Consider the following 26,033-nt stretch of genomic DNA (forward strand, 5'->3'; position numbering starts at 1 on the left):
GTCCTGGGCGCCGTCCACGCAGAAGGGCGCCCGGCGGGCGACCGGCTCCGTCGAGCGGTGGTCGCCCTGCCGGGCGCAGAGGGCGGGACGTGCGGGTGGTCTCCCCACCGCCCGCACGTCCCTCTTCCCCCGGGGAGCGACGCCCTGCTGCGACGGCCTCAGAATCGTCGCGCGGTACCGGTCGCTCCGGTGGGCCCGCCGCACACGGCGGGCGGTCCTGCGGTCAGACCAGCCAGGCGTTGTGCTGGACCAGCGGGAGCCGCTGCCAGGTCTTGCCCAGGCCGAGGACGCTGCCCGCACCGAGGAGGGTGAGGGCGATGATCGTCAGCGCCATCGTGATGTGGTCGTCGATGATCGGGTTGGTCACGAGCGGCAGCTCCGCGAGGTACATCAGCAGGAGCAGGGCGGTCGCGCTGACCGCCGCGACCCGCATGCCGATGCCGAGGATCAGCGCGAGCCCGATGCCGAGCAGGCCGACCATGAACAGCACGTCGACGAACGCGTTGCCGGCGAGGTTCGCGAAGACGCCCGAGAACGTGCCCTCGAGGTTCGACAGGAACCCGGTGGTCGGGCTTCCTCCGTTGACCCAGGCCCGCTCCGCGGGGGTCGCGAACCCGAGCCCGAACGTCTTGTCGAGGAAGGCCCAGAGGAAGTAGAACCCGATCAGGATGCGCAGGACCCCGAGCACCACCTGCGTGGGCCGCGTGGCACGCTCCGCGAGGTTGACGGTCTCCGGCTCGGTGCCCTCGACCGTGGGGAGCGGCGCGTTGGCGTTCCGCTCGATCGTCCCCTTCATCACTGTCCCCTCTCATCGACCCGGCCGGTGCGGCCGGGCTTCTTGAGACCAAGCAAACTCCTGTGGAGGAAGGGTGGACGTCGGGCGAAGGTCGCCGCCCGCGGGGACCTAGGTCCCCGGTGCGGTGGCGGTCAGGAGCCGGTGGAACCGTCGAGCTCGGCGCGCAGCTCGTCGACGCGGGTGCGCAGCCGCTCGAGCGCGTCGCGGACCGCGGCGTCTGCGCCGGTGAGCGAGTCCGCGACCTCGCCGAGGCGGTCCGACGCGTCGTCGAGGGCGGCCTCCGCGTCCGCGAGGCGCTGCTCCGCCTCGGCGCGGGTGTCCTCGGTCGCCGTCGCCGCGTCGTCGGCGGCCGCGCGCGCCTCCTCGGCCGCGTCCTGCGCCGCCGCGACGGCCTCCTCGGCGCGGGGGCGCGCGTCCTCGGACAGCGAGCCGATCTCGTCGGCGAGGGACCGCACGTCGTCCCCGATCGTCTCGGCCTGCGAGCGCGCGTCGTCGAGGAACTGCTGGACCTGGTCGCCCGTGAGGGTGAATTCCGGCACGCTCACCGAGCCGTCCTCGGCGCAGCCCGCGAGCGCGACGACGGCGGCGAGGGCCGCGCCGAGCGCGAGCGTGCGGGACGGTGACCTGCGGCGACGCGTCGGGGTGCTCATGCAGGGATTGTCCCGCGCGAACATGAGACAGGGGTGAGAGCCCGGTGGAGGCGGTGTACGGTAAGCGGACGAGGGCACTGTGGCGTGCGGCACACCAGGAGGTGTGGTGCACGCCCGTGACGTCGGTGCGCGACGACGCGCAGAACCGGCGCACGGGGGGCCGCAGGCCCGTGGTCGGGCACGAGGCACGGGAGCGAGCGGTGAGCACCACGGACGACGAGGGCGGCGCAGCGGTCGGCGCGCCCGAGACGCCCGCGCCCGAGACACCTGCGCCCGAGGCGCCCGCGGCCGAGACGCCGAGCCCGCTCGGGCGCCGGGCCCGCGCCGTCTCGCACGTCCTCATCTCCTCCGCCCTCGCGATCACCCTCGCGGCCGCGCTCGCGGGCAGCACCCAGCCGCGGCCCGGTGCGTCGTTCTTCGCCGAGGAGGCCGCCGGCGCGACGCAGGTCGCCGCCGTCTCGAGCACCCTCGGCGCCGGGCTGGACGAGGACCAGCAGCTCGACAGCGCGATCGAGGTCCTCGCGACGGCGAACGCGCTCGACCAGAGCAAGGTCACCGCCCCCGTCGAGCAGGCGCGCGCCGAGCTCGGCATGCTCCTCGCGACGTACCTCGCGCAGCGCGACGCCGCGCGCCGTGTCCCGGTCCAGGTCGTCCCCGACGGCGGCCTCGACCTCGACGACCCGCTGGACGGCGGCGGCGTGCCCGAGCTCCCCGAGCCGCTCGACCCGGACGCCGACGGCGACGCGACCGACACGGACAGCGGCTCCGACGCCGGTTCCGGGAGCCGCGCCCGGACGACGGACCCTCAGGACGAGACCCGCTCGCCGACGCAGCAGCCCACGACCGTGGACGCCGCGGGCGACGCGGACGCGGTCCGCACGTCCGCGCTGCGCGCCGCTCCGTCCCCGAGCCCGACGGGCGACCCGTCGCCCGACCCGTCCCCGAGCGGCTCCCCGTCGCCGGGCGTCTCGCCGTCCCCGGGCTCGACGCCCACGGACGAGGCGGCGGACCCGGGCTCGGGAGCCACGACGCCGGGCGGCTCGCAGGTCCCGCCCGAGCGCGCGCTGCCCGAGGACGCGGTGCCCGCTCCCGACGGCGTCTCGCCGCAGGAGCTCGACGGCACGTCCGACGAGCCGGAGCGGTCGGATGACAGCGGTGACGGCGACCACGCCGAGGACGACGACCACGCGCACGGCACCGTGACGCTCGAGGACGTCGTGACGTCGGCGACGCACCTCGCGAACCTGCTCGGCACGGACCTCGTGCCGGTCGGCGTGATCCCGGCCGTGGGTCGTGGCGCGCCGCCCGCAGGGACGACGCTCGCGGAGCGGCTCGCGGAGGTCGTCGAGCGGTACGCCGGCTCGACGGCGGAGTACCAGAACGGGCGCATCCCGCCCGAGGCGCTGTGCGAGCTCGACTTCGCGCCCGGCAAGACCCTGCGGTGCGACGCCGCGGTGCAGCTCGAGGCGCTCGCCGCCGAGTTCCACAAGGAGTTCGGCTACGCGCTGAAGATCACGGACGCCTACCGCCCGTACGAGGACCAGGTGCGGCTCAAGGCCATCAAGCCGTACCTCGCCGCCGTGCCCGGCACGTCGCAGCACGGGTGGGGCCTCGCGATCGACGTCGGCGGCAGCGTGCCGTCCGGCACGTCGCGCGAGTACGTGTGGATGCGCATGCACGGGCCGGACTACGGGTGGGACAACCCCGCCTGGGCACGCCCGAACGGCTCGAAGCCCGAGCCGTGGCACTTCGAGTTCTTCGCCGCCGGCAAGATGCCGACGCGCTACACGCCGTCCGAGAGCACGGCGCCGTCGACGCCGCAGCGGCCGTCGTCGCCGAGCACGCCGGCCCCCGCGCCCAAGCCGTCCCCGACCCAGCCGGCGAAGCCGACCGAGCCGGCGAAGCCGACCACGCCCACGAACCCGACGCCGACCACCCCCACCGAGCCGACGCCGACGCAGCCCACGACGGTCGCCGTGCCGGGCGGGCTCGTCGGGGGGACGCAGGCCGCGGCCGAGGCCGCGATCGCGAAGGCGGGACTCACGGTCAGCGTGACGACGAAGGCGGACGCCGCGAAGGCGGGCACGGTGCTCGCGGTGACGCCGGGCGCGGGTGCGCAGGTCGCGAAGGGCAGCACCGTGACGATCGTCGTCTCGACCGGCCCGGCGCCCGACCCGGAGCCCGAGCCGACGCCCGACCCGGAGCCCACGCCGGAGCCCGAGCCGACGCCGGACCCGACCGAGCCCGCCCCGGAGCCCACGGTCGCGCCGACGCAGGAGCCGACCGCCGACCCGACGGAGACGCCCGCCTCCTGACGCGGCCCGGCGGACGTCGCGCGCGCCCGCCGAAAAAGCCGTGCGCGCGACCGACCACGGGCGTAGCGTCGTCGGCGATGTGATCCTCACCTGCCCCGACCGCTCCGTCCCGTCGAGCCCGTCGTCGTGGCCCCGCGCCGTCCCCGGCGCGCGCGTGCCGCCCGGGCACCCTGGTAGGTGATCACCCCGTGCCTCGTCCCACCCCTGTCCTGCGCGCGACCGACGTCCGCGTCTCCTTCGCCGGCCGCCCCGTGCTGCGGGGCGTCGACCTCGCCGTCGACCCCGGCCACCGCACCGGCCTCGTCGGCGAGAACGGCGTCGGCAAGTCGACGCTCCTGCGCGTGCTCGCCGGCGTGCTCGCGCCCGACGCCGGCATCGTGTCCTGTCCCGCCGACCTCGGGTACCTGCACCAGGAGTTCCCGTACCCGCCGTCGACGACGGTCCGCGCCGTCGTCGACGACGCGCTCGCGCGCGTCCGCGCGATCGAGCGCGAGCTCGAGGAGGCGGCGCTCGCGCTCGCGGCCGGAGCGAGCACCGGGCCCGGCGCCGACGAGGCGTACGCGCGCGCCCTCGCCCGGGCCGAGCTCGCCGACGTGTGGGACGCGGACGCGCGCGCGGCTCGCACGCTCGCGGGCCTCGGGCTCGACGTCGAGGGCGTCGCGGAGCGCGCGGTCGGCTCGCTCTCGGGCGGGCAGCGCACGCGGCTCGGCCTCGCCGCCCTCCTCGTGCGCCAGCCCGGCGCGATGCTGCTCGACGAGCCGACGAACCACCTCGACGACGACGCCGCCGGGTTCCTCGCGGCCGCGCTGCGAGCCCTCCCGGGCGCCGTCGTGCTCGCGAGCCACGACCGCGTGTTCCTCGACGAGGTGTGCACCGAGATCCTCGACCTCGACCCGGTCGCCGAGCCCGTGCGGGGGTCCGCGGCGCGCGGTGGCGCGGGGCGGCCCGGGGGAGCGGCGACCCTGTACGGCGGCTCCTACAGCGACTACCTGGAGGCGAAGCGGGTCGAGCGCGAGCGCTGGGAGCAGCGGTTCGAGACCGAGCAGGCGGAGCTCGCGGCGCTGCGGCGCTCGGTCGCCGTGACCGCGCGCGACGTCGCGAAGAACCGCGAGCGCGGCAACCAGGCGAAGATCCTCTACGACTTCAAGGGCGAGCGCGTCCAGAGCCAGGTCTCGCGGCGCGTGCGCAACGCCCAGCAGCGGCTCGACGCCCTCGAGCGCGACCAGGTGCGCAAGCCGCCGCCGCCCCTGCGCTTCGCGCCGCCCGCGGGTGCGACGGGACCCGCGGGCGGGGGCGACGTCGTCGCGTGGGCGCGGGACGTCGTCGTGCGCCGCCCGAGGGCGACCGAGGCCCCGGCGGCGCCCGGCGAGCGGCCCCACCGGCTCGACATGACGGCGTCGGGCGTGCCGTCGGTCGAGGTCGCGCGCGGCACGCGCCTGCTCGTGACCGGGGCCAACGGCGCCGGGAAGTCGACGCTGCTGCACGTGCTCGCGGGCGACCTGGACCCGGACGCGGGCACCGTGGGGCGGGTGCGGGGCGCGCGGGTCGGCCTGCTGGAGCAGGACGTCCACCTGCACGACGACGACCGCACCCCGCGCGAGGTCCTCGCCCTCGCGCGCGGCGTCGACCCCGCGGACGCGCGCGACGCGGCCGTCGACGCGCACGGCCTCCTCGCGCCGCGCGACCTCGACCGCCCGCTCGCCGTGCTGTCGGTCGGACAGCGGCGCCGGGTCGTGCTCGCGATGCTCGTGACGCAGGCGCCGGACGTGCTGCTGCTCGACGAGCCGACGAACCACGTCTCGCTGACCCTCGCCGACGAGCTCATGGAGGCGGTGGACGCGTGGCCGGGCGCGGTGGTCGTGGCGTCGCACGACCGCTGGCTGCGCCGGCGGTGGACGGGGGACGTCGTGCACCTGTCGTGACGGCGTAGCCGGGGCCGGACCGCGTGGCGCGGGGAACGCGCTGGCCGCGTCCCGCCCGGCGCGCCTAGGGTCGGGAGCGTGGACGAAGGACGGACCGGTGGGTCGGACAACGCGTGGAAGCAGGTCGTGGCGTCGCTCGCGGACGAGGGCCGGCTGCGGGTGCTCGCGCGCGTGGTGACGGAGGGTCCCGCGGAGGCGGCGCTGACGACGGACGAGCGGCGGCGGCTCGCCCCGCTCCTCGCCGCGGGGGTCGTCGTGCGGGGCGAGGACGGGCTCCTGCGGGCCGCGCCCGAGCGGTTCGCGGCCCTGCTCGCGACGTCGCCCGCCCCGCGGCCGACGGGACCCGAGCGGTTCCTCACGGACGGGCGCCTGCTCCGCACGCCCAAGCGCCTGCGCGACCGCGAGCTCGTCGTGCGGTTCCTCGCGTCGCAGGTCCTCCCGCTCGAGGAGCCCGTCACCGAGCTGACCCTGACGAAGCGGCTCGCGGCGCGCGCCGCCGACCCGGTGTCGCTGCGGCGCGCGATGGTCGACGCCGGCCTCGTGCACCGCACGCGCGACGGCGCGGAGTACTGGCGCACCGTGGTCACGGAGTTCGACGACGTCTGACTCCCGGGCCGGTCGCGCGGGACACCGGGTGGGTAGGGTCGGTCCCATGAGCAGCGAGCGCGCCCTCGCGGCGCTGGAGGCGTCGGGCATCGACTTCACGATCACGCGCCACGGGCGCGTGGGGTCGCTCGAGGAGGCCGCCGCCGCGCGCGGCGTGCACCCCTCGCGCGTGCTCAAGACGATCGTCGTGCGGCGCGCGGAGGACGACTACCTGTTCGTCCTCGTCCCCGGCGACCGTCAGATCTCGTGGCCCAAGCTGCGCGCTCTCCTCGGCGTCTCGCGCCTGTCCCTGCCGGACAAGGAGGTCGCGCGCGACGTCACGGGCTACGAGCGCGGCACGATCACGCCGTTCGGCGCGACGCACGCGTGGCCCGTGGTCGCGGACGTCCGCGTCGTCGCGGACGCGGGCGCCGACGAGGTCGACGTCGCGGGCGACGCGACGGGCGGCGACGGCGGGCAGCGCCTCGTGTCGATCGGCGGCGGCGCGCACGGCGTCGCCGCGACGGTCGACGGGCGCGCGCTCGTCGGCGCGCTCGGCGCGCAGGTCGCCGACGTCACCGACCCCGCCTAGCGGGCGTCCCGCGCGCACGTCCCGCGCTGTTGTGAGGGTTCGGGGGAAGGTGGCGTGCCGTCACGTCCCCGGGCTGGTGCGCGACGCGCGCGGGGTGCACACTCATGGTGCTCCGGTCACGGTCGCCCGGCGCGACGGCCGCCGGGGACGGCGACCGTGAGCGACCGCACGGAGCCTCGCGGGGACGCACGGGAACAGACCCGTCACCGCCGGACGTTGTCCGGAGGGACGGCCGACAGCACGCACGACGACTCGAGAGACGGTGAGCAAGACCCGTGGACACAGGCAGCGCGATCGACCGGGCGAGCGGGATCGTCTACGCCCCGGCGGACGGCGGCGTGGTCGTGAGGATGTGGGGCGAGATCGACGCGGCCCTGCGCGACCGCGCGAGCGAGGCGATGTCGTACGTCCTCGACACGCCGGGCCCCGTCGCGGTCGACGTGGCGGACGTGACCTTCATCGACTCGTCGGGCATCGCGTTCATCATCCAGCTCTACATGCTCGGCGAGGAGGACGGTCGCGAGGTCGTGCTGCGCGACCCGTCGCCGAGCATCGTCGAGCTCCTGGACATGATCGGCATGGGCGGGCGCATCCCGGTCGAGCGGAGCGGCGCCGCGACCGGCCCGATCGAGGCCGTCGGCGCCGTCTGACCCTGCCCCCCGCGCGCCCCGCTCCCGCGTCCCGGGGGCTGTGGGACCCGGCCGGTACGGTGCGGGCATGCGCATCCTGCACACGTCCGACTGGCACCTCGGGCGGACGCTGCACGGGGTCGACCTGCTGGAGCACCAGGCCGCGCACCTCGACCACCTCGTCGAGCTGACCCGCACCGAGGGCGTCGACGCCGTCGTCGTCGCGGGTGACGTGTACGACCGCGCGATCCCGCCCGTGGACGCGGTCGCCCTCCTGTCCGACGCGCTCGCGCGGCTCGCGGAGCACGCGCACGTGGTCGTCACGCCGGGCAACCACGACTCCGCCGTGCGGCTCGGGTTCGGCGACCGCGTCATGCGCCCGGGCGTCCACCTGCGGGCGCGCCTGGCCGACGTCGGGTCGCCCGTCGTCCTTCCACCCCGGGCCGGGGACGCGGGATCGCCCCTGCTGGTCTACGCGCTGCCGTACCTCGACCCCGACGCCGCGCGCCACGCGCTCGCCGAGACCCCCGAGGGCGAGGGGGAGGGCGACGCCGCGCCGCGGCCGCTCGCCCGGTCCCACGAGGCCGTCATGGGCGCCGCGATGCGCCGCGTCGGCGCGGACCTCGCCCGGCGGCGCGCGGCGGACCCGGGCGTGCGGGCCGTCGTGTCGGGCCACGCGTTCGTCGTGGGCGGTCTCGCGTCGGAGTCGGAGCGGGACATCCGCGTCGGCGGGGTCGACGCCGTGCCGGCGGCCACGTTCGGCGGGTGGGGGGTCGACTACGTCGCGCTCGGGCACCTGCACGGACCGCAGCGCGTCACCGTGCCGCACGTCGAGCGCGCGGGCGCGGCGAGCCGGACCGTCGCGCGCTACTCCGGCTCGCCGCTCGCCTTCTCGTTCTCGGAGCAGCACCAGCGCAAGTCCACGACGCTCGTGGACCTCGCGCGGCTCGCCGCGGACCCGGACGCGGCGGTCGAGCTCGTCCCCGCACCCGTGCCTCGCCGGCTCGCCGACGTCACGGCCACGCTCGACGAGCTGCTCGGCGCCGCGGGCGAGCCCCACGTCGACGACTGGCTGCGCGTCGTCGTGACCGACGCCGTCCGCCCCGCCGAGCTCTACGCGCGGGTCCGGGCGCGCTTCCCGCACGCGCTCCAGGTGACCCACCGCCCGCCGCGGCCTGTTGAGCGGGAGGTCGTGACCGCCGTCGGGCCCGGGCGCGACCCGCTCGACGTGGCGCGCGACTTCGTCGAGCACGTCTCGGGCCACGCCCCGAGCGACGCCGAGGTCGCGGTGCTGCGGGAGGCGTTCGAGCTCGCGCTCGCCGAGGAGCGCAGCGCCTGATGCACCTGCACTCGCTCACGTTCCAGGCGATCGGCCCCTTCGCGGGCCGCCACCACGTGGACCTCGCGTCGCTCGGCGCGTCGGGCATCTTCCTGCTCGACGGCCCCACGGGCGCCGGGAAGTCGACCGTCATCGACGCGATCGTGTTCGCGCTCTACGGCAAGGTCGCGTCGGAGTCCGCGAGCGACGACCGCCTCCGCTCGGCCTTCGCCGGGCCGGACGTCGAGTCGTTCGTCGACCTCGTGCTCGAGGTCCCGTCGGGCGTCTACCGCGTGCGGCGCACGCCCGAGTACCGCCGCCCCAAGAAGCGCGGCACGGGCACGACCGTCCAGCAGGCGTCGGTGCGCCTGTGGCGCCTGGCCGCGGTCCCCGAGCCCGGGGACGACGCGGACGACCCGCCCGGAGAGCTCCTGTCGTCGCGCCTGGACGAGGCGGGCGACGAGATCCGTCGCATCGTCGGGCTCGACCGCCGACAGCTCGTGCAGACGGTCGTGCTGCCGCAGGGCGAGTTCGCGACCTTCCTGCGCGCGAAGCCCGAGGACCGCGCCGTGCTGCTGCAGAAGGTCTTCGGCACCGAGCTCTACCACCGTGCCGCGGCGCGCCTCGCCGAGCTCGCGCGCGGGGCCCGCGCCGGGATCGACGCCGCCCGCCAGGGCGTCACCGGCGCGGTCGAGCGGTTCGCGGGCGCGAGCGGGCTCACGCCCGACGACGCGCGGCGGCTGCGCGAGGCGGCGCAGGACGACACGCTGCTCCGGCAGGCCGACGACGCGGACGTCGCGCGCGCCGCCGCGGTGGTGGCAGCCGGGACCCGTGCCGTCGGGACGGGCGCGGCCGGGACGGACGCGGGCGCGGTGGACGCGGCCGGGGTGGCGGGCGCGACGGACGTGGCCGAGGAGCGGCCCGGCGTCCACGCGATCGCGCTCGCCCACGTGGCGCGGCTGGAGGAGGAGGCGGACCGCCTCGCCGAGCGCGAGGTCGCGGCGAACGCGGCCCTCGTCGCGGCGCGCGACCGCCTCGAGGCCGAGCGCGCCCTCGCGGAGGGCGTCGAGCGGCGGGCACGGCTGCGCGCCGAGCAGGAGCGTCTCGACCGTGCGGAGGACGAGGTGGCGCAGGACCGTCGGCGCGTCGACGCCGCGGCCCGGGCGGCCGTCGTCGCGCCCGCCGCCCAGGGTCTCGCGCGCGCCGACCAGGCCCTGCACGCCGCGCACGAGCGGCTCGCGCTCGCCCGGACCGGGCTCCCGCCCGACCTCGCCGACGCGGACGCCACGACGGTCGAGGCGCTGCGGGCCGACGTCGCGACGGCGGCCGTGCGCGCCGCGCGCCTCGTGCCCGTCGGGGCCTCGCTCCCGGTGCGCGAGCGCGAGCTCGCCGACGCCCGGAAGGACCTCGCGCACGCGACCGAGGAGCGCGAGCGCGTCCTGGCCGAGCTCGCCGACCGTCCGACGCTGCGCGACGCGCTGCGGACCCGCGTCGCCGCGCTCGCCGAGGCGGCCGGGGACCTCGGGGTCCTGCAGGAGCGGCTGCTCCGGGCGCGCGCGGTCGAGGTCGCGGCGACGCAGGCGGCAGCCCTCGCGGACGACGTCGAGGCGGCCGAGGAGGAGCGGGCCCGTGCCGCCGCCGCGGCCCGTGCCGCCGTCGAGCACGAGGCGCGGGTCCGCTCCGCGCGCATCGCGGGCCTCGCGGGCGAGCTCGCCGCCGGGCTCGACGCCGGGGAGCCGTGCCCGGTGTGCGGGGGCACGGAGCACCCGCAGCCCGCGCCGCTGGCGCCGGACCACCCCGCGGCCGAGGACGTCGAGCGCGCCGAGCGCGCCCGGACCGAGGCGGAGTGGTCCCTGCACGACGCGTCCGCTCGGGTCCAGGTGCTCGCCGAGCGCCTCGCGTCCGGCCGTCGTGACGCCGAGGGCCTCACGCCCGAGGAGGCGGCGGCACGCGTCGTGGAGGTCGACGTGTCGGTCGCGACCGCCCGCGACGCGGCGCGCGAGCGCGCGGACGCCGAGCGCGAGCTCGAGGCCCTCGACGCCGGGACGGACGCCCTCCAGGAGCGCGCGGGCGAGCTCGCCGCGTCGATCGCGGCCGGTGCCGCGCGCCTCGACGAGCTCGAGACCGCGCTCGCCGCGGACCGCGCCGAGGTCAGGGCCGAGCTCGAGACGGCCGGGCGCCACGTCGGTCTCGACGGCCTGCCCGACCCCCTTGCGGAGCCCGGGGCGCGGAACCCCGTCGCCGTCCTCGCCGCGGCGCTCGAGGACCGCGTGCGGACGATCGACGTGCTCGCCGACGCGACGAGCGCCGTCGCCGCCGCGCACCGGTCGCGCGCCGACCGCGCCGTCGAGCTCGACGCGCTGCTCGACGGGTCCGGGTTCGCCGACGTCGCCGAGGCGCTCGCCGCCGTGCTCGACGACGCCGACCGCCGGGCGCTCGCGCGCCGGGTCGCGGAGCACGACGCCACGCGCGCGGCGACCGCCGCCGGGCTCGCCGACCCGGCCCTGGCCGCGCTCCCCGAGGACGCGCGCCCGGACGTCGCCGCGGCGCGCGCCGCGGTCGCGGAGGCCGAGGCGACGGCGGGTGCCGCCGCCCGCAGCCACGAGCTCGTCGCGCGCCGGGCGCAGGCGGCGCGCGAGGGGGCCGACGGGATCGGCGCCGCCGTCGAGGCGTGGCTCCGCGCCCGGGAGGACGCGGGGCCGGTCACGCGCATGGCGGCCCTCGCGGGCGGCGCCGGGGACAACGCCCAGGCGCTGTCGCTCGCGACGTTCGTGCTCGTGCAGCGGTTCGAGGACGTCGTCGCGGCCGCGAACGAGCGCCTCGCCGAGATGTCGTCCGGTCGGTACGAGCTCGTGCGCAGCGCGACGCGCGAGGACGTGCGCGCGCACAAGCGCGGTCTCGCCATGAAGGTGCTCGACCACGTGACCGAGCGTGAGCGGGACCCACGCACGCTCTCCGGCGGCGAGACCTTCTACGTGTCGTTGTGCCTGGCCCTCGGGCTCGCGGACGTCGTCACGGCCGAGGCGGGCGGGGTCGAGCTCGGGACGCTGTTCGTCGACGAGGGGTTCGGGAGCCTCGACCCCGAGACGCTGGACGCCGTGCTGTCCGCGCTCGGCCGGCTGCGGGCGGGCGGGCGCGTCGTCGGCGTCGTCTCCCACGTGGAGGCGCTCAAGCAGTCCGTCGCCGAGCGGATCGAGGTCCGGCGCGTGCCCGGAGGCGGGAGCACCCTCACCGTGCGAGCGTGACCGGGAGGGCGGTCCGTCGCGCGCGGTGAGCAGGTCGCCGCCGCGCAGCGCGGGCACCGGTGCGTCGGAGGGAGCACCCATGGCTGGTCGGACCCTCGGGGAGCGGGCAGCGGCGCGCGCGGCGCGGCTGCGACGGCGCTGGGACCGCGAGGCGGGCGCCTACGACCGCGGCATGGCGGCGGCCGAGCGGCGGATGTTCCCGGACGTGCGTCCTCGCGTGTGCGGCCTCGCGTCGGGCGACACGCTCGAGGTCGCGATCGGCACGGGCCTCAACCTCGCGCACTACCCCTCCGCCGTGCTCGACGGCCGTCTCACGGGCGTCGAGTGGAGCCCCGGCATGCTCGCGGTCGCGCGGCGCCGGGCCGCGGAGCTGGGGGTCGACGTCGACCTGCGCCTCGGGGACGCGCAACGTCTCGACCTGCCCGACGACGCCTACGACACCGTGGTCTGCACGTTCTCGCTGTGCGCGGTGCCGGACCGCCGTGCGGCGCTCGCCGAGATGGTCCGCGTGCTGCGGCCGGGCGGGCTGCTCGTGCTCGCCGACCACGTGTCGTCGACGGCGTGGCCGGTGCGCGTCCTGCAGGCCGCGGCGGAGGTCGTGAGCGTGCCGCTCGCGGGCGAGCACTTCCGGCGCCGGCCGCTGCGCTGGGTGCTGGAGGCAGGGCTCGCGGTCGAGCAGCACGAGCGCACGCGCGCGGGCGTCATCGAGTGGCTGGCGGCGCGCACACCCGGTCCACGAGCTCGGTGACTGCCGCGCGCACGGGCCGCGGCGGGGCGCCCGCGTCGAGCGCGAGCGCCGCCCGGTCGAACGCGGCGGAGAGCAGGAGCGTGAGCGCGTCGAGCCGGTCGTCGTGGGTGAGGTCGTCGCCGACCGCAGCGTCGCCCCCGCCCGCGGGGGCCGGCTCGGCCTCCGTGCGGGCAGCCGGTGCGTCGAGCGCGGCCGCGAGACCGGCGCGGAGCGTGCGGCGCGCGAACCGGGCGTCGAGCGCGTCCGCTTCAGCGGTCCCCAGCACGGCCGGGGCGTCGACGAGCAGCAGGCGGGTGCGGCCCGGGACGGCCATCGCGTCGAGGTAGGCCCGCGCGCCCTCGACGAGCATCGCGCGGGCGTCCGGCGCGGACGCGCCGGGGCGGTCCGTCGCCCGGGCCCGGTCCTCGATCTCGCGCGCGACGGCCTCGGCCTCGGCCTCGACGACGGCGCGGAACAGGTCCCGCTTGTCGGCGTAGTGGTGGTAGAGCGCGCCACGGGTGACGCGCGCGGCGGTCGCGATCCGCGGCGTCGACGTCGCGGCGTACCCGGCCTCGACGAACAGCCGACGGGCGGCGTCGACGAGCGCGGTGCGGGTGGCGAGCGTCCGCTCGGCGTTGGTACGGCGGCCCTCTTGCATACCGACAGACTGTACGTCATGCTGAACCGACAGACAGCCTGTTTGTTTGTGATCGGATCGCACCCACCGACGAGGAGAGAACCGTGCACATCACGAGCTGGTACCCGGTGATCATGACCGGGGACGTCGCGGCGACCGTCGCGTTCTACGCCGAGCACCTCGACTTCCGGCCGCTCTTCACGAGCGACTGGTACGTCCACCTCCAGTCCGCGCACGACGAGGCGGTGAACCTCGGCGTGCTCGACGGCGATCACGAGACGATCCCCGAGAGCGCCCGGGGGCGGGCGGGCGGCCTGCTGCTCACCCTCGAGGTGGACGACGTCGACGCCGTGCACGCCCGCCTCGTCGCCGCCGGCCTGCCGATCCTGCACTCGCTGCGCGACGAGGCGTTCGGGCAGCGGCACTTCATCACGGCCGACCCGAACGGCGTGCTCGTCGACGTCGTCACGCCGATCCCGCCGACGGGAGAGTTCGTCGACCAGTACGACGAGTCCGGGCTGCCGACGGCCTAGCACTGCGCGGGCAGGCCGCTCGGCACGCGTCGGCGTGCCGCCCGCTCGGCCCCGCGCGTGCGACGGCCCGGCTCTCGTCCGACGGCGGATGTCACGAAACGGCCGCGCGCCGGTCTCTCCGTACGGGGGAGCGGCGACCGGAGTCGTGGTCGCCGCGCGTCACCACCGGGGCGGAGCCGGAAGGACCGCCGCCGGAGCCGTCGAAGGAGAGCAGCAATGTCAGCAGCATCGTCCCCGCTCGAGCGTGAGCTGCGGCGCATGGAGGTCATCGTGCGTCGCGAGCAGCTCCGGCTGATCGGCCGCGTCGCGCCGCGCGTCGCCGAGCGTCGCCGCTGGGCGGACGAGCCGCGTCGGCAGTCGCCGGCGACCGCGGCCCGGCAGGGCGGCTAGGCGTCGTCGGTCGGGCGCCGCCGGCCAGGAGGTCGGTCACGACCGGCGGTCGCGAGGCAGCCGGGGCGCGCCGAGCCCGGCGAGGTCACGCGCCCGGAGCAGCACGTCGTCGAGCATCTGCGGCGTGAGCCGCCCGGTGAACGTGTTCTGCTGGCTCACGTGGAAGCACCCGAGCAGGGTGAGGGTCTGCGCCGGGCCGCCGGGACCGCCGTCGGGCACCGCGCCGGGACCGTCGTGTGGTGATGCGCCAGGGTCGTCGCCGGCCGTGCCGCGGTCGTCGCCCGCCGCGCCGGGGGCTCGGCGGAGCGTCACCTCCGCGCCGTGGGCGAACCGGGGGCGTGGCCGCGGGACGTCCCAGCCCTGCTCGGCGAGCGTCGACAGCAGCGCCTGCCAGCCGAAGCCGCCGAGCACGACCGCGACGCGCACCGTCGCCCCGAGCAGCTCGACCTCCCGCGCGAGGTACGGCCCGCAGCGGCCGCGCTCCTCGGGGGTGGGCTTGTTGTCCGGAGGGGCGCACCGCACGGGCGCGGTGACGCGGATCCCGGTGAGGCGCAGGCCGTCGTCGGCCGAGACCGACGTCGGCTGGTTGGCCAGGCCCGTGCGGTGCATCGCCGCGAAGAGGAAGTCCCCGCTGCGGTCGCCGGTGAACATGCGCCCGGTGCGGTTCGCGCCGTGCGCCGCGGGTGCGAGCCCCACGACGAGGATGCCCGCGCGCTCGTCGCCGAACCCGGGCACGGGCCGGGCCCAGTAGTCGTCGTCGCGGAACGACGCCCGCTTGACCTCGGCCACGTGCTCGCGCCACGCGACGAGCCGCGGGCACGCGCGGCAGTCGACGAGGTGCGCGTCGAGCGCGGCGAGGGTCGGCGCGCTGCGGGCCGCGTGCGGGTAGCCGGGGTCGTCGGGCGTCATCCACCCATCCTTCCCCGCCGAACACGGGGTTGCTGTCGTTATCGAGCGGATAGCGTCAGCAGCCCCGTGTTCGGCAGCGTGCAACCTCGTGCTCGGCGGGACGCCGTGGGCCGGGTCAGGAGCGTCGGTCGGCCAGCACCGTCGTCTCGGCGAGCGCCGCGGGGTCGTCCGGCACGTCGACGGCGGGGTCCCGCACGGTCGCCGCCGCCGTCACCGCCTCGGTCGTCGTCGCGTCAGTCGTCGTGGCCCCGGTCGTCGTCGGGTCAGTCGTGGCCCCGGTCGTCGTCACGTCAGGCGTCGTCCCGGCGGTCGCGGCGCCGTCGGTGCCGTGCGCGCCGAGGGCGTCCGCGGCGTCGTCGGGCACGCGGGCCCCGAACGTGCGGCGCAGGCCGAGGAGCACGGCGCCTGCGACCACGATCACGCCGAACATCACCGCGGCCATCGTCACGGGCGGCGAGCCGCCGAGCAGTCCCGTGACGGGGGCGATGACCGCGCCGACGCCGAACTGGAAGGCGCCGATGAGCGCGGCCGCGCTCCCGGCCCGGTGGGCGTTGCGCTCGAGCGCGATCGCGGGGACGGACGGCATGACGAAGCCGGCGGTGCCGAGCGTGAGCACGATGAGCGGCACGAGCCACGCGAGCCCGCCGCCCGCCAGCGCGGCGACGAGCAGCCCGCCCGAGAGCACGAAGCCTGCGGCGACGGCCGCCTGGAGGATCCGCTCGGGCGCCACGCGGCCGACGAGCGCGCCGTTGATCTGGCTGCCCGCGGTGACGGACACGGCGCCGACGCCGAACACGACCGCGTACTGCTGGGCGGACATGCCGAAGAAGTCCTGGAACACGAACGTCGAGGCGGAGATGTACGTGAACATCGCGGCCATGTAGAAGCCGGCGATGAGCGCGAGGCCGATGAACGACCAGTCGCCGAGGAGCGACCCGTACGAGCGCAGCGCGGCGGTGGTCCCGCCCGAGCGTCGGCGCTCCGCGGGCAGGGTCTCGCGCAGGCGGAGCAGCACGACGACGAACAGCAGCGCTCCGACGGCGGCGAGCGCGACGAACATGCCGCGCCACGACCCGAACCGCAGGAACTGCGCGCCGATGGTCGGCGCGAGGATCGGCGCGACGCCGACCACGAGCATGAGGCGGGCGATGACCTTGCCGATCCGGTAGCCCTCGAACGAGTCGCGCACGATCGCCATCGACAGCACCATGCCCGCGGCCGCGGCGAGGCCCTGGACGAACCGCAGTCCGGTGAGCGCGGCGACCGACCCGGCGACGACGATGCCGACGGACGCGGCGACGTACACGGCGAGCGAGACGAGGAGCGGCGCACGACGGCCCACGGCGTCGGACACCGACCCGATGAGGAGCTGTCCGATCGCGAGCCCGGCGAGCGTCGCGGTGAGGGTGAGCTGGACGCGGGACTCGGTCGTGCCGAGCTCGTCGACGATGCGCGGGAACGCGGAGAGGTACAGGTCGATCGTCAGCGGGCCGACCGCGGTGAGCGCGGAGAGCAGCAGGACGAGGCCCGCGCTGATGCGCCCGGAGCGGTCGGCGGCGGGGCTCGTGGCGGACGGGGTGCCCGGCGGGGCGACGGGCGCGGTCGGCGCCGTGGTCGCGGGTGGCGTGGAGGACATGACAGGGCCAACCGCGCGAGGTGCGTCGTGTGTTCCCGTACGGCCGACGTGATCGGATGCTGAGACGCCGGTCACGGGCTCGCGGTCGAGCACGGGGTTGGTGCCGCCAGGCGCGCCAGAACGACAGCAACCCCGTGCTCGGCGGGACGGTCAGGCGTGGGCGTCGCGCCAGGCGACCCACTCGCGCACGAGCGAGAGGTCGTAGTCGGGGCCGCTCGTGCCGACCGTGAAGAGGGTCGCGCCGGCGGCGACGAGCGCGTCCGCGGACTCCGACGGCGGCCGGGAGACGCCGACCGAGCGCTCGACGAGCGCGGCGGTGTCGCGGCCGACGGCCTGCCCGTGCTCGTCGAGGATCGCGCTCTTGCGTGCGAGCGTGCTCGCGTCGCCGAACGAGTGCCAGACGTCGGCGTGCTCGGCCACGACGCGCAGCGTCTTGCGCTCCCCGCCGCCGCCCACGAGGACGGGGATGTCGCGCGTCGGCGCGGGGTTCGACTCCGCCCACCGGGCCTTGATGCGGGGCAGGGCCTGCGCGAGGTCCGCGATGCGCGCGCCCGCGGTGCCGAACTCGTACCCGAACCGGTCGTAGTCCTTCTCGAACCAGCCCGCCCCGATCCCGAGGATCAGACGCCCGCCGCTGATGTGGTCGACCGTGCGCGCCATGTCGGCCAGGAGGTCGGGGTTGCGGTAGCTGTTGCACGTGACGAGGGCGCCGATCTCGACGCGCTCGGTCTGCTCGGCCCACGCGCCGAGCATGGTCCAGCACTCGAAGTGCTTGCCGTCGGGGTCGCCGGTGAGCGGGAAGAAGTGGTCCCAGTTGGTCAAGTTCCGATGCGCACCTGGTGCACTAGCGTCTCCTCATGGAGCCTCTCGACTACGCCCTCTTCCGGGCACATGTGTATGACGAGCCGAACCGACTTGCCGCGTTCCTCAAGGGACATCTGTGGGTAGAGCGGTGCCTTAACTCATACTTGGATCAAGCGCTGGTTCGAGCAGAAGTGTTGAACATCGCCAAGGAGTCGTTTTCTCGCAAGGTCAATCTTGCAGAAGCCCTGGGGTTGGTTGAGAATTACGCTAGTGCACTCCGCGCCATGAACGCAGTTCGGAATCGCATTGCACACGACCTCGACCACGAGTTAGCCCGTGATGATGTCAAACAGATGTATGCGCCGCTGATAGCCGCTGTGGCCACTACGGACCCGGATTTGTCGCAGGGCCTTCGGATGCACGCAGAGGAGCCGTTGGGAGAAGCGATCTCTAAGTGGTTTGAACTCTGCCTGTCCACTCTTCAAATGCGTGTTCTCGCGATGCATGCCGAAAACGCTTGGCATGAGGACTTGTCTGCCGCCCTGTCGAGCGGTCCAAGAGCCCCACTGCCCAGCGCACCCAACAAAGTCAACCCTGCCGATGTCTGGACCAACCGGACGGTTTCGGGGGGTTTGGACTAGTCCCAGTTGAAGACGACGTCGACGCCGAGGTCCTCGGCGCGCAGCACGGCGTCGCGGACCTGGGCGTACTCCGCGTGCTGCGGCTGGAGCTGGACGCCGATGCGGTACGGGTGACGGGGTGAGGTCATGCCGGGCAATCTACGTCCCGGTCGAGAACGACGACACCCCGCGTCGAGCACGAGGTTGCTGCCGCGAGGAGCCCGAGAACGACAGCAAGGTCGTGCTCGGCGGACCTAGGGTGGGGGCCATGAGGCGACTGGTGGGACTGCTCGTGACGCTCGTGGCGCTCGTGGCGGTGGCCGTCGTCGCGGACCGGGTCGCGGTCGGCGCCGCGGAGCGCGGTGCGGTGACCGCGTTCGAGCAGCAGGCGGACGACGTCACCGGGGCGCAGATCGACATCACGGGCTTCCCGTTCCTCACCCAGCTCCTGCGCGGCGAGCTGACGCACGTCACCGGCTCCGCGGACACGGCGTCGTTCGGCGGCTACGCGATCTCCGACCTGAGGGTCGAGGCCGACGGCGTCGGCACCTCCGAGCCGTACCGCATCGCGTCGGGCGCGGCGTCGGGCGTCATCGCGGCCGAGTCGCTGCAGGAGGTCGTCGCGGAGCAGTCGGGCCTCGACGTCGCCGTCACCTCCTCCGCCGACGTGCTGTCGCTGGGGTTCGACCTGTTCGGTGCGGAGATCACGGTCGACGTGACGCCCCGCGTCTCCGGTCCGGCCGAGCTCGCCGTGGACGTCGTCGCGGTCCGCACGGGCCTCGGCACGGTCTCGGTGGACGACCTGCCGTCCGGGATCGCGGGAGCGCTGTCCGACCTGCGCGTCCCGCTCGACCTGCCCGACGGCGTCACGCTGGACTCCGTGGCGCCCGTCGAGGGTGGCGTGCGGGTCGCGGTGACCGGGACGGACGTCGTCGCCGAGGACCTGGTGGCGTCGTGAGCGGCAGCGGCAGGGCCGGGGGCGGTGCGGTGAGCGTGGCGCCCGTGGACGGACGCCACGTGCTCGCGGCGCGCCTCGCCGCGCAGCGCCTGCGGTCGCCCGACCTGCCCGACGTCCCGAGCGCGGTCGGGCACCTCGTCGCGGTGCAGGGCCAGGAGTTCCACCCCGCGCTGTGGGGCCTCACGCGGCGATTGCGGCCGGACGCGCGGCCCGGCGCGGCCGGGGCCGCCGCGGCCTGCGACCGCGGGGAGGTGGTCCGCACGCACGTGCTGCGCCCCACGTGGCACCTCCTGCGTCCCGACGACGCCCGCTGGCTCCTCGAGCTCAGCGCGCCGCGCGTGCACCAGGCCAACGGGACGATGTACCGGCAGGTGGGCACCGCCGGGCACGCGGCGGAGATCGACCTCGTCGTCGCGGCCGTGCAGGAGCGGCCCCGCACCCGGCGCGAGCTCGCCGGACTGCTCGCCGCCCACGGGCGCCCGCTCGAGGGACTCGCGCTCGGGTACGTGCTCGCGCACGCCGAGCTCGACCGGCTGCTGATCAGCGGTCCCCTCGACGGGAAGCAGCAGACGTTCGCCGCGTTCGACGACCGCGTGCCGCCGGGCTACGGCCCGCTCGGCGAGCGGTTCGACCGGGACGCCGCGCTCGTCGAGCTGCTGCGCCGCTACCTCGCGAGCCGCGCGTACGCGACGGTCAAGGACGTCGCGCAGTGGTCGGGGTTCACGCTCACGGACGTGCGGCACGCGCTCGACCTGCTCGGCGACGAGGTCGTGGCCGTCCCGGGCGCGGGCGCGCTGGACGGCGCGACCCTGTGGCGGCTCGCCGACGCCGACCCACGGGTGCTCGCACCTGAGTCGTTCGCGGGCGCCGTCGCGCCCGACGGCGACCCGGCCGCCCCGGTGGTCGACCTCCTGCAGAGCTACGACGAGCTCTTCGTGTCCTACGGCGAGTCCCGCGGGGTCGTCGTGGCCGACGGCGTCGACCTCGGCGACCGGCGCGGGTCCTTCATCCACGCGATCGCGGTCGACGGCGTCGTGGTCGGCCGGTGGCGCTGGGTCGTCGGGACGCGCGACGTCGTCCTCGAGCCGCAGTGGCGTCGGGCGCCGTCGCCCGCGGAGGAGGCGGCGTTCGCCGCCCAGGCGGACGCGGTGCGTGCGCACTGGGGGCGCGGTGCCCCGGCGCCCGGGGTCAGTGCCGGGGCGGACCCGGGCGCGTGACGAGGTGCACGAGCACGGCCGTCAGCACGATCACCCCCACGTAGACCGCCATCGCGACGGGTGACGTGACGGCGAGGAACGTCAGGGCGGCGTTCCCCACGAGGTGCAGCACGACGGCCGCCGGCACCCCGCCGCGCAGGCGCTCGCTGACGAGCCAGTACGCGCTCGACAGCGGGACCATCGCGAGCAGGAAGAGCGCCGCCTCGACGCTCGCCAGACCGAGGGACGCCTGCCACGTCCCCGTGAGCGCGAACAGCGGCAGGTGCCAGACCGCCCACACCGCGCCGAGCACGACCGACGTCGCGAGCGGCGAGAGCCGGCGGCGCAGGCGCGGTTGCGCGTAGCCGCGCCAGCCCACCTCCTCCGAGAGCGGGCCGGCGCACAGCGAGACGACGGCGAACAGGAGCGGGCCGCCCGCCGCGGCGACGGCCGCCGCCCCGGCCGCGAGGTCCGCCGTCGGGCCGCCGAGCAGCGGGACGACGAGCGCGGTCACGACCGCGGGCGCGGCGCCGACCCCGACGGCGGCCGGGAGCCACCGCCCGGCCGCCGTCCAGCGCGCGGCCCGGGGGCTGCGGCGACCCGCGACCCGGAGCACGAGCGCGGCCAGCGTCGGGCCGAAGCCGCCGAGCGCGAAGAGCGCGAGGACGGCGGGGTCCGCGAGGTCGCCGCCGAGCAGCCACGCCGCTCCCCACGAGGTCCACGACAGGCCGAACGCGAGCGCCCAGAACGCGGCGAGCCCGCCGCGGGGGAGCCGCCCGGGGTCGTCCGGGGCCGGGGCGGAGGATGGGCGGCGGGACCGCTGCGTCGCGGTCCGTGGGTACGCGCTGGTGGTCATGTCTCGATCCCACCGCTTCGTCCGTTTCGCCAGAGCCCGGGACGCCCCCGACCGAGGGTGGGGAGAACCCCACGGTCGCCGTCCTGCGCCGGCGACGGGCCCGCCGCCGGGAGCACGCGTGCCCCGGGGCCAGACCCCGTGCCGTGTCCGGCGGCGAGGGGAGTGGCAGGGTGGGGGCGTGACGACGACGCCCGAGACCTCGCGCCCCGCCAACTGGGCCGGCAACCTCACGTACTCCTCCGCCGCGGTCGAGCACCCCACGACCCCGGGCGAGCTGGCCGACGTCGTGCGGCGCTCGCGGCGCGTCAAGGCGCTCGGGTCGCGGCACTCGTTCGGCGACGTCGCGGACACGACCGGCACGCACGTCGCGCTCGACCGGTACGACGACGGCCGCCCGCCCGTCGAGGTCGACCCCGCCACGGGCGTCGCGTCCGTCGCGGCGGGGCTGCGGTACGGCGACGCGACGCGGTCCGTCCAGGCCGCGGGCCGCGCGCTCGCGAACCTCGCGTCGCTCCCGCACATCTCGGTCGCGGGGTCGGTCGCGACGGCGACCCACGGCTCGGGTGACGCCGTGGGGTCGCTCGCGAGCGCCGTCGTCGGGCTCGAGCTCGTCACGGGCGACGGCGAGGCGCGCACGCTGCGCCGCGGGGACGCGGACCTCCCGGGCGCGGTCGTCGCGCTCGGGGCGCTGGGCGTCGTGACGCGCGTCGAGCTGGAGACGGTCCCGACGTTCGACGTGCGTCAGGACGTGCACGTCGGGCTGCCGTGGGACGCGGTGACCGACCACTACGACGAGATCACGGCGTCGGCGTACTCGGTGAGCCTCTTCACGGACTGGGGGCCCGACGGCGTCCAGCAGGTCTGGCGCAAGTCGCGCCTCGCGCCGGGCGAGGCGGGGACCGCGCGCGCCGAGCTCTTCGGCGCCACGCCCGCGCGCACGCCGTTGCACCCTCTCCCGGGCGTGGACCCCGTGCACTGCACGACCCAGCTCGGCGAGCCCGGGCCGTGGAACGAGCGGCTGCCGCACTTCCGCCTCGACTTCACGCCGAGCAACGGCGCCGAGCTGCAGTCGGAGTACCTCGTGCCGCGCGCCCGCGCGCAGGAGGCGTTCGCCGCGATGCGCGACCTGGGCCCGCGCGTGACCCCGCTGCTCCAGGTGGGGGAGATCCGCACGGTCGCGCCCGACCCCGCGCCGTTGTGGCTCAGCCCGTTCGACGGCCCCGCCGTGGGGATCCACCTCACGTGGAAGCCCCTGGCCGACGACGTCGCGCGCGTCCTGCGCGACGTCGAGTCCGCGCTCCTCCCGCTCGGCGCGCGCCCGCACTGGGGCAAGCTCTCGCACGCGCTCGTGCACGACCCCGGCTCGGTCGCGGGGCTGTACCCGCGGTTCGACGACTTCGGCGAGCTCGTGCAGCGGTACGACCCGCAGGGCCGGTTCCTCGGCGGGTACGTCGAGCGCCTGCTGGCGGGCTGAGCCGCCCGGCCCCGCTCGGCTCGCTGCACGACCCCCGTCTGGATTACGGTCGGACTGGAGACGACCGGCCCGACGACGCGCCGCCACGACCGGGCGCGCGGGCACGCACCGAGGAGGACCGTGGCAACGACCGGAACGGCCGGCACAGGGCCGACGACGCAGAAGCCCCGCGAGGAGTGGACCGGGCAGGTCGGGTTCATCATCGCGGCGATCGGCTCGGCCGTCGGGCTGGGCAACATCTGGCGGTTCCCCGGCGTGGCGTACGAGAACGGGGGCGGCGCGTTCCTCGTGCCCTACCTCGTCGCGCTGCTCACCGCGGGCATCCCGATCCTGTTCCTCGACTACGCGATCGGGCACCGCTTCCGCGGCTCCGCGCCGACGGCGTTCCGGCGCATCCGGACGTGGCTCGAGAGCCTCGGCTGGTTCCAGGTGATGATCTGCTTCGTCATCGCGCTGTACTACACGGCGGTCATCGCGTGGGCGGTGAGCTTCTTCGTCTTCTCGTTCGACCTGCGCTGGGGCGACGACCCCGCGGGGTTCTTCACGGGCGACTACCTCCAGCTGGCCGACCCGGGCGTGAGCCTGGAGTTCGTGCCGTCGGTGCTCGTCCCGCTCGTCGCGGTGTGGGTCGTGACGATCGCCGTCCTCGCGGCCGGCGTCGCGAAGGGCGTGCAGCGCGCCAACATGGTGTTCCTGCCGCTGCTCGTCGTCGCGTTCCTCGTGCTCGTGGTGCGCTCGCTCTTCCTCGAGGGCGCGGCCGATGGCCTGAACGCCCTGTTCACGCCGGACTGGGCGGCGCTCGGGGACGCGAACGTGTGGATCGCGGCCTACAGCCAGATCTTCTTCTCGCTGTCCATCGCGTTCGGGATCATGATCACCTACGCGTCCTACCGCAAGCGGCGCGCCAACCTCACGACGCCGGGCCTCGTCGTCGCGTTCTCCAACTCGTCGTTCGAGATCCTCGCGGGCATCGGGGTCTTCGCGACGCTCGGCTTCCTCGCGCACGAGCAGGGCGTGGGCGTGGGCGAGCTCGAGGGCATCAGCGGTCCGATCCTGTCGTTCGTCACGTTCCCCGCGATCGTGTCGCAGATGCCGGGCGGCCCGTTCTTCGGCGCGCTGTTCTTCGGTTCCCTCGCGATGGCGGGGTTCACGTCGCTCCTGTCGATCCTCCAGGTGGTCTCGGCGGGGTTCCAGGAGAAGTTCGGCTGGTCGCCGCGGCAGGCGTCCGTGCGTCTCGGCGTCGTGAGCGCGGTGATCTCCGTGGCCCTGTTCTCCACGACGACGGGCCTCATCGCGCTCGACACCGCCGACCAGTGGGCCAACAACATCGGCATCGTCGCGTCCGCAGTGCTCATGTCGGTGCTCGTGCTGTGGGTGCTGCGCCGTGGACCCGAGCTGCGCTACCACCTCAACACCGTGTCGACGTTCCGGCTCGGTGCCTGGTGGCAGGTGCTCGTCGCGGTGCTCGCGCCGCTCGTGCTCGGCTACATGCTCGTCTCCCGGATCGTCACGCTCCTCGTCGACGGCTACGAGGGGTACCCCGGCTGGTACCTCGCGCTCGTGGGCTGGGGGACGGTCGCGTTCGTCGTGGTCGCCGCGCTCGTCCTCGCCGCGATGCGTTGGCGCCGCAGCCCGGACGACTTCGTGCCGTGGCCGCCGTTCCCGCCGGGTGAGGCCGTGCAGGGCGCGGGACGCACGCCGTCGGCGGGCGGGAGCGCCGCCCGACGACCGGCCGGCACCGCGGGGGAGGAGGCTCGATGAGCGCCGAGGCCGTGACCCTGCTCGTGCTCTCGATCGTCGTCGTCTGGGGCGGGCTGCTCGCCGCGATCCTGCGCCTGCGGGCGCGGCCGGAGCGCACCGACCTCCCGTCCGGCGGCGAGGACGACCACCGTGAGGACGTCGCGCCCGTCGAGCGCGACACCTGAGCGGCTCGCGCCCCGGCGGGAGCGCGCGTTTCGTCACGGTTGGGCGTCGATGTCCCCGTCGGTTTGGTGAGCGGGGGGCTGCGGCCTCACACTCGTGCGCAGGTGCTGCGCACCGCCGGGTCCTCTGTTCCCCGTACGTTCCCCAGCCGCGAGGCCGGGTGCCGACGTAACACGACGGAGACGATCGGTGTCTACGCTGCCCCTGCCCGGACCACCCCCCGATCGGAGAGAACCCCGTGCGTACGACCCTGCGCAAGCCTTCCCTGACCGGCCTCGTCGCGCTCGCGGCGACGAGCGCCCTCCTGCTCACCGCGTGCACCGACGCGTCCCAGACCGGGACCGACGGCGGCGCGTCGGGGTCCGACGAGACGTCGGCCGCGCCGTCGTTCGACCCCTCGACGATCGAGGTCGACGAGGCGGCGGCGGCGCTCCTGCCCGAGGACGTCGCGTCCGCCGGCACGCTCGTCGTCGGCTCGAACACCGAGTACGCGCCCGCCGAGTTCGTCGACGCCGACGGCAAGACGCCGATCGGCTTCGACATCGACGTCATCAAGGCCGTCGGCGCGACGCTCGGCCTCGACGTCGACGTCCAGTCGGCCGACTTCCCGGCGATCATCCCCGCGCTCGGCACCAAGTTCGACGCCGGGATCTCCTCGTTCACGATCACCGCGGAGCGCATGGAGCAGGCGAACATGATCGCGTTCCTCAACGCGGGCTCGGCCTACGCGGTCGCCGCGGGCAACCCGGACGACGTCGACCCGGCGAACCTGTGCGGCGTGACCGTCGCCGTGCAGACCGGCACGATCCAGGACGAGGACATCGCCGTGCAGAGCCAGGCGTGCACCGACGCCGGCGAGGAGAAGATCGACATCCTCCAGTACGACTCGCAGTCCGACGCCACGACGAACGTCGCGGGCGGCAAGGCGCAGGTCCTCTACGCGGACTCGCCCGTCATCGGCTACGCGGTCGAGCAGACCGGCGGCCAGCTCGAGCAGCTCGGCGACGTGTTCGACAGCGCGCCGCAGGGCGTCGTCGTCGCGAAGGAGGACACCGAGCTCGCCGAGGCGATCCAGGCGGCGCTGCAGTCGCTCATGGACAGCGGCCAGCTCGCCGAGATCCTCGGCGCGTGGGGCAGCGGCGACGCCGCGCTCGACACGGCGGAGCTCAACCCGTCCGTCGGCTGACGCCGTCCGCCCTCCAGTCCCGCCGTGTCGCGGGCGCCCGGACGGCGCCCGCGACCGGCACACTGGACGCCTGCGCGGGCGACGACGCCCGCGCGGCCCGGCTCGTGCCGCGAGCCCCGACCCCCCGAGGTG

The 26,033-nt window shown here is 75.8% G+C and carries 24 protein-coding genes and 1 pseudogene; 17 read left to right on the forward strand and 8 right to left on the reverse strand.

Translation table 11 applies throughout. The annotated features are described in order from the left end of the window. Positions 1 to 223 precede the first annotated feature (223 nt). Positions 224 to 796, reverse strand: a complete 573-nt coding sequence (locus GYH36_RS04170; RefSeq protein WP_024841334.1) for a hypothetical protein — start codon at positions 794 to 796, stop codon at positions 224 to 226. A 131-nt stretch (positions 797 to 927) separates the two neighbouring features. Further along, positions 928 to 1,446 carry a hypothetical protein gene (locus GYH36_RS04175; RefSeq protein ID WP_024841333.1) on the reverse strand — a complete coding sequence of 173 codons (519 nt, stop codon included), beginning with the start codon at positions 1,444 to 1,446 and terminating at the stop codon, positions 928 to 930. A 200-nt stretch (positions 1,447 to 1,646) separates the two neighbouring features. On the opposite strand from GYH36_RS04175, the gene GYH36_RS04180 reads away from it, so the two are divergent. The 8 genes from GYH36_RS04180 (at position 1,647) to GYH36_RS04215 (ending at position 12,800) form a co-directional block, all read left to right on the forward strand. Continuing rightward, on the forward strand, positions 1,647 to 3,761 hold the full coding sequence (locus GYH36_RS04180; protein ID WP_162289193.1) for a M15 family metallopeptidase: 2,115 nt from the start codon (positions 1,647 to 1,649) through the stop codon (positions 3,759 to 3,761). Positions 3,762 to 3,949: 188 nt separating this feature from the next. Beyond that, positions 3,950 to 5,683 carry an ABC-F family ATP-binding cassette domain-containing protein gene (locus GYH36_RS04185; RefSeq protein WP_162289194.1) on the forward strand — a complete coding sequence of 578 codons (1,734 nt, stop codon included), beginning with the start codon at positions 3,950 to 3,952 and terminating at the stop codon, positions 5,681 to 5,683. Between the two features lie 78 nt (positions 5,684 to 5,761). Further along, entirely contained in the window at positions 5,762 to 6,289 is a 528-nt protein-coding gene (locus GYH36_RS20250; protein ID WP_312028503.1) for a DUF2087 domain-containing protein, read from the forward strand. Positions 6,290 to 6,335: 46 nt separating this feature from the next. Beyond that, complete coding sequence (locus GYH36_RS04195; RefSeq protein WP_024841329.1) at positions 6,336 to 6,860, forward strand: aminoacyl-tRNA deacylase; 525 nt, start codon at positions 6,336 to 6,338, stop codon at positions 6,858 to 6,860. 275 nt (positions 6,861 to 7,135) lie between these two features. After that, positions 7,136 to 7,510 carry an STAS domain-containing protein gene (locus GYH36_RS04200; RefSeq protein WP_312028504.1) on the forward strand — a complete coding sequence of 125 codons (375 nt, stop codon included), beginning with the start codon at positions 7,136 to 7,138 and terminating at the stop codon, positions 7,508 to 7,510. A gap of 67 nt (positions 7,511 to 7,577) precedes the next feature. Beyond that, complete coding sequence (locus GYH36_RS04205; RefSeq protein WP_024841327.1) at positions 7,578 to 8,828, forward strand: exonuclease SbcCD subunit D; 1,251 nt, start codon at positions 7,578 to 7,580, stop codon at positions 8,826 to 8,828. Continuing rightward, positions 8,828 to 12,052 (forward strand): AAA family ATPase, encoded by a 3,225-nt coding sequence (locus GYH36_RS04210; RefSeq protein WP_162289195.1) that lies wholly within the window; start codon positions 8,828 to 8,830, stop codon positions 12,050 to 12,052. The genes GYH36_RS04205 and GYH36_RS04210 overlap by 1 nt, the downstream gene beginning before the upstream one ends. 79 nt (positions 12,053 to 12,131) lie before the next feature. Then, on the forward strand, positions 12,132 to 12,800 hold the full coding sequence (locus GYH36_RS04215) for a class I SAM-dependent methyltransferase (protein WP_162289196.1): 669 nt from the start codon (positions 12,132 to 12,134) through the stop codon (positions 12,798 to 12,800). Here GYH36_RS04215 and GYH36_RS04220 read toward each other — a convergent pair. After that, complete coding sequence (locus tag GYH36_RS04220) at positions 12,754 to 13,437, reverse strand: TetR family transcriptional regulator (RefSeq protein ID WP_162289197.1); 684 nt, start codon at positions 13,435 to 13,437, stop codon at positions 12,754 to 12,756. The genes GYH36_RS04215 and GYH36_RS04220 overlap by 47 nt on opposite strands. A gap of 83 nt (positions 13,438 to 13,520) precedes the next feature. On the opposite strand from GYH36_RS04220, the gene GYH36_RS04225 reads away from it, so the two are divergent. Next, positions 13,521 to 13,949, forward strand: a complete 429-nt coding sequence (locus tag GYH36_RS04225) for a VOC family protein (protein ID WP_162289198.1) — start codon at positions 13,521 to 13,523, stop codon at positions 13,947 to 13,949. A gap of 216 nt (positions 13,950 to 14,165) precedes the next feature. Further along, complete coding sequence (locus GYH36_RS04230) at positions 14,166 to 14,339, forward strand: hypothetical protein (RefSeq protein WP_155098846.1); 174 nt, start codon at positions 14,166 to 14,168, stop codon at positions 14,337 to 14,339. A 36-nt stretch (positions 14,340 to 14,375) separates the two neighbouring features. On the opposite strand, the gene GYH36_RS04235 is transcribed toward GYH36_RS04230, so the two are convergent. The 3 genes from GYH36_RS04235 to GYH36_RS04245 form a co-directional block, all read right to left on the reverse strand. After that, the gene (locus tag GYH36_RS04235; RefSeq protein WP_162289199.1) at positions 14,376 to 15,248 is read right to left on the reverse strand and encodes a uracil-DNA glycosylase; all 873 of its coding nucleotides are present in this window, start codon (positions 15,246 to 15,248) and stop codon (positions 14,376 to 14,378) included. Positions 15,249 to 15,363: 115 nt separating this feature from the next. Continuing rightward, complete coding sequence (locus GYH36_RS04240) at positions 15,364 to 16,884, reverse strand: multidrug effflux MFS transporter (protein WP_246209178.1); 1,521 nt, start codon at positions 16,882 to 16,884, stop codon at positions 15,364 to 15,366. Between the two features lie 150 nt (positions 16,885 to 17,034). Beyond that, positions 17,035 to 17,706 (reverse strand): LLM class F420-dependent oxidoreductase, encoded by a 672-nt coding sequence (locus GYH36_RS04245; protein ID WP_203231562.1) that lies wholly within the window; start codon positions 17,704 to 17,706, stop codon positions 17,035 to 17,037. A 35-nt stretch (positions 17,707 to 17,741) separates the two neighbouring features. Here GYH36_RS04245 and GYH36_RS04250 point away from each other — a divergent pair, with 35 nt between their 5' ends. Then, positions 17,742 to 18,329: a hypothetical protein gene (locus GYH36_RS04250; RefSeq protein ID WP_162289200.1), complete on the forward strand. Its 588-nt coding sequence runs from the start codon at positions 17,742 to 17,744 to the stop codon at positions 18,327 to 18,329. On the opposite strand, the pseudogene GYH36_RS04255 reads toward GYH36_RS04250, so the two are convergent. After that, positions 18,329 to 18,457: pseudogene (locus GYH36_RS04255) on the reverse strand (LLM class F420-dependent oxidoreductase); the annotation flags it as partial. The gene GYH36_RS04250 and the pseudogene GYH36_RS04255 sit on opposite strands and share 1 nt — an antisense overlap. Before the next feature lie 119 nt (positions 18,458 to 18,576). Here GYH36_RS04255 and GYH36_RS04260 point away from each other — a divergent pair. Then, a complete protein-coding gene (locus tag GYH36_RS04260) occupies positions 18,577 to 19,266 on the forward strand; it encodes an LmeA family phospholipid-binding protein (protein ID WP_151192025.1) in 690 nt (229 codons plus the stop codon). Positions 19,267 to 19,310: 44 nt separating this feature from the next. Then, the gene (locus GYH36_RS04265; RefSeq protein ID WP_162289201.1) at positions 19,311 to 20,483 is read left to right on the forward strand and encodes a DNA glycosylase AlkZ-like family protein; all 1,173 of its coding nucleotides are present in this window, start codon (positions 19,311 to 19,313) and stop codon (positions 20,481 to 20,483) included. Here the strand turns inward: GYH36_RS04265 and GYH36_RS04270 are convergent. After that, positions 20,455 to 21,318: a CPBP family intramembrane glutamic endopeptidase gene (locus tag GYH36_RS04270; protein ID WP_024841317.1), complete on the reverse strand. Its 864-nt coding sequence runs from the start codon at positions 21,316 to 21,318 to the stop codon at positions 20,455 to 20,457. The two genes, GYH36_RS04265 and GYH36_RS04270, sit on opposite strands and share 29 nt — an antisense overlap. A 178-nt stretch (positions 21,319 to 21,496) precedes the next feature. Between GYH36_RS04270 and GYH36_RS04275 the strand changes: the two genes are divergently transcribed. The 4 genes from GYH36_RS04275 (at position 21,497) to GYH36_RS04290 (ending at position 25,901) form a co-directional block, all read left to right on the forward strand. Then, complete coding sequence (locus tag GYH36_RS04275; protein ID WP_024841316.1) at positions 21,497 to 22,792, forward strand: FAD-binding protein; 1,296 nt, start codon at positions 21,497 to 21,499, stop codon at positions 22,790 to 22,792. 120 nt (positions 22,793 to 22,912) lie between these two features. Then, positions 22,913 to 24,553, forward strand: coding sequence for a sodium-dependent transporter (locus tag GYH36_RS04280; protein ID WP_024841315.1), 1,641 nt, complete (start codon positions 22,913 to 22,915; stop codon positions 24,551 to 24,553). After that, on the forward strand, positions 24,550 to 24,717 hold the full coding sequence (locus GYH36_RS04285) for a methionine/alanine import family NSS transporter small subunit (RefSeq protein ID WP_081772393.1): 168 nt from the start codon (positions 24,550 to 24,552) through the stop codon (positions 24,715 to 24,717). The genes GYH36_RS04280 and GYH36_RS04285 overlap by 4 nt, the downstream gene beginning before the upstream one ends. Positions 24,718 to 24,953: 236 nt before the next feature. Beyond that, entirely contained in the window at positions 24,954 to 25,901 is a 948-nt protein-coding gene (locus tag GYH36_RS04290; RefSeq protein ID WP_231492865.1) for an ABC transporter substrate-binding protein, read from the forward strand. Positions 25,902 to 26,033: the final 132 nt, after the last annotated feature.

This window comes from Cellulosimicrobium composti, assembly GCF_010287905.1.
Classification (GTDB): domain Bacteria; phylum Actinomycetota; class Actinomycetes; order Actinomycetales; family Cellulomonadaceae; genus Cellulosimicrobium; species Cellulosimicrobium composti.

Excerpts from the sequence above, each read along its gene's own strand:
- GYH36_RS04240 (WP_246209178.1), bottom strand. The coding sequence starts at position 16,884 with ATGTCCTCCACGCCACCCGCGACCACGGCGCCGACCGCGCCCGTCGCC.
- GYH36_RS04175 (WP_024841333.1), bottom strand. The coding sequence starts at position 1,446 with ATGAGCACCCCGACGCGTCGCCGCAGGTCACCGTCCCGCACGCTCGCG.
- GYH36_RS04270 (WP_024841317.1), bottom strand. The coding sequence starts at position 21,318 with ATGACCACCAGCGCGTACCCACGGACCGCGACGCAGCGGTCCCGCCGC.
- GYH36_RS04220 (WP_162289197.1), bottom strand. The coding sequence starts at position 13,437 with ATGCAAGAGGGCCGCCGTACCAACGCCGAGCGGACGCTCGCCACCCGC.
- GYH36_RS04285 (WP_081772393.1), top strand. The coding sequence starts at position 24,550 with ATGAGCGCCGAGGCCGTGACCCTGCTCGTGCTCTCGATCGTCGTCGTC.
- GYH36_RS04205 (WP_024841327.1), top strand. The coding sequence starts at position 7,578 with ATGCGCATCCTGCACACGTCCGACTGGCACCTCGGGCGGACGCTGCAC.
- GYH36_RS04260 (WP_151192025.1), top strand. The coding sequence starts at position 18,577 with ATGAGGCGACTGGTGGGACTGCTCGTGACGCTCGTGGCGCTCGTGGCG.
- GYH36_RS04250 (WP_162289200.1), top strand. The coding sequence starts at position 17,742 with ATGGAGCCTCTCGACTACGCCCTCTTCCGGGCACATGTGTATGACGAG.
- GYH36_RS04215 (WP_162289196.1), top strand. The coding sequence starts at position 12,132 with ATGGCTGGTCGGACCCTCGGGGAGCGGGCAGCGGCGCGCGCGGCGCGG.
- GYH36_RS04230 (WP_155098846.1), top strand. The coding sequence starts at position 14,166 with ATGTCAGCAGCATCGTCCCCGCTCGAGCGTGAGCTGCGGCGCATGGAG.
- GYH36_RS04170 (WP_024841334.1), bottom strand. The coding sequence starts at position 796 with ATGAAGGGGACGATCGAGCGGAACGCCAACGCGCCGCTCCCCACGGTC.
- GYH36_RS04195 (WP_024841329.1), top strand. The coding sequence starts at position 6,336 with ATGAGCAGCGAGCGCGCCCTCGCGGCGCTGGAGGCGTCGGGCATCGAC.
- GYH36_RS04235 (WP_162289199.1), bottom strand. The coding sequence starts at position 15,248 with ATGACGCCCGACGACCCCGGCTACCCGCACGCGGCCCGCAGCGCGCCG.
- GYH36_RS04210 (WP_162289195.1), top strand. The coding sequence starts at position 8,828 with ATGCACCTGCACTCGCTCACGTTCCAGGCGATCGGCCCCTTCGCGGGC.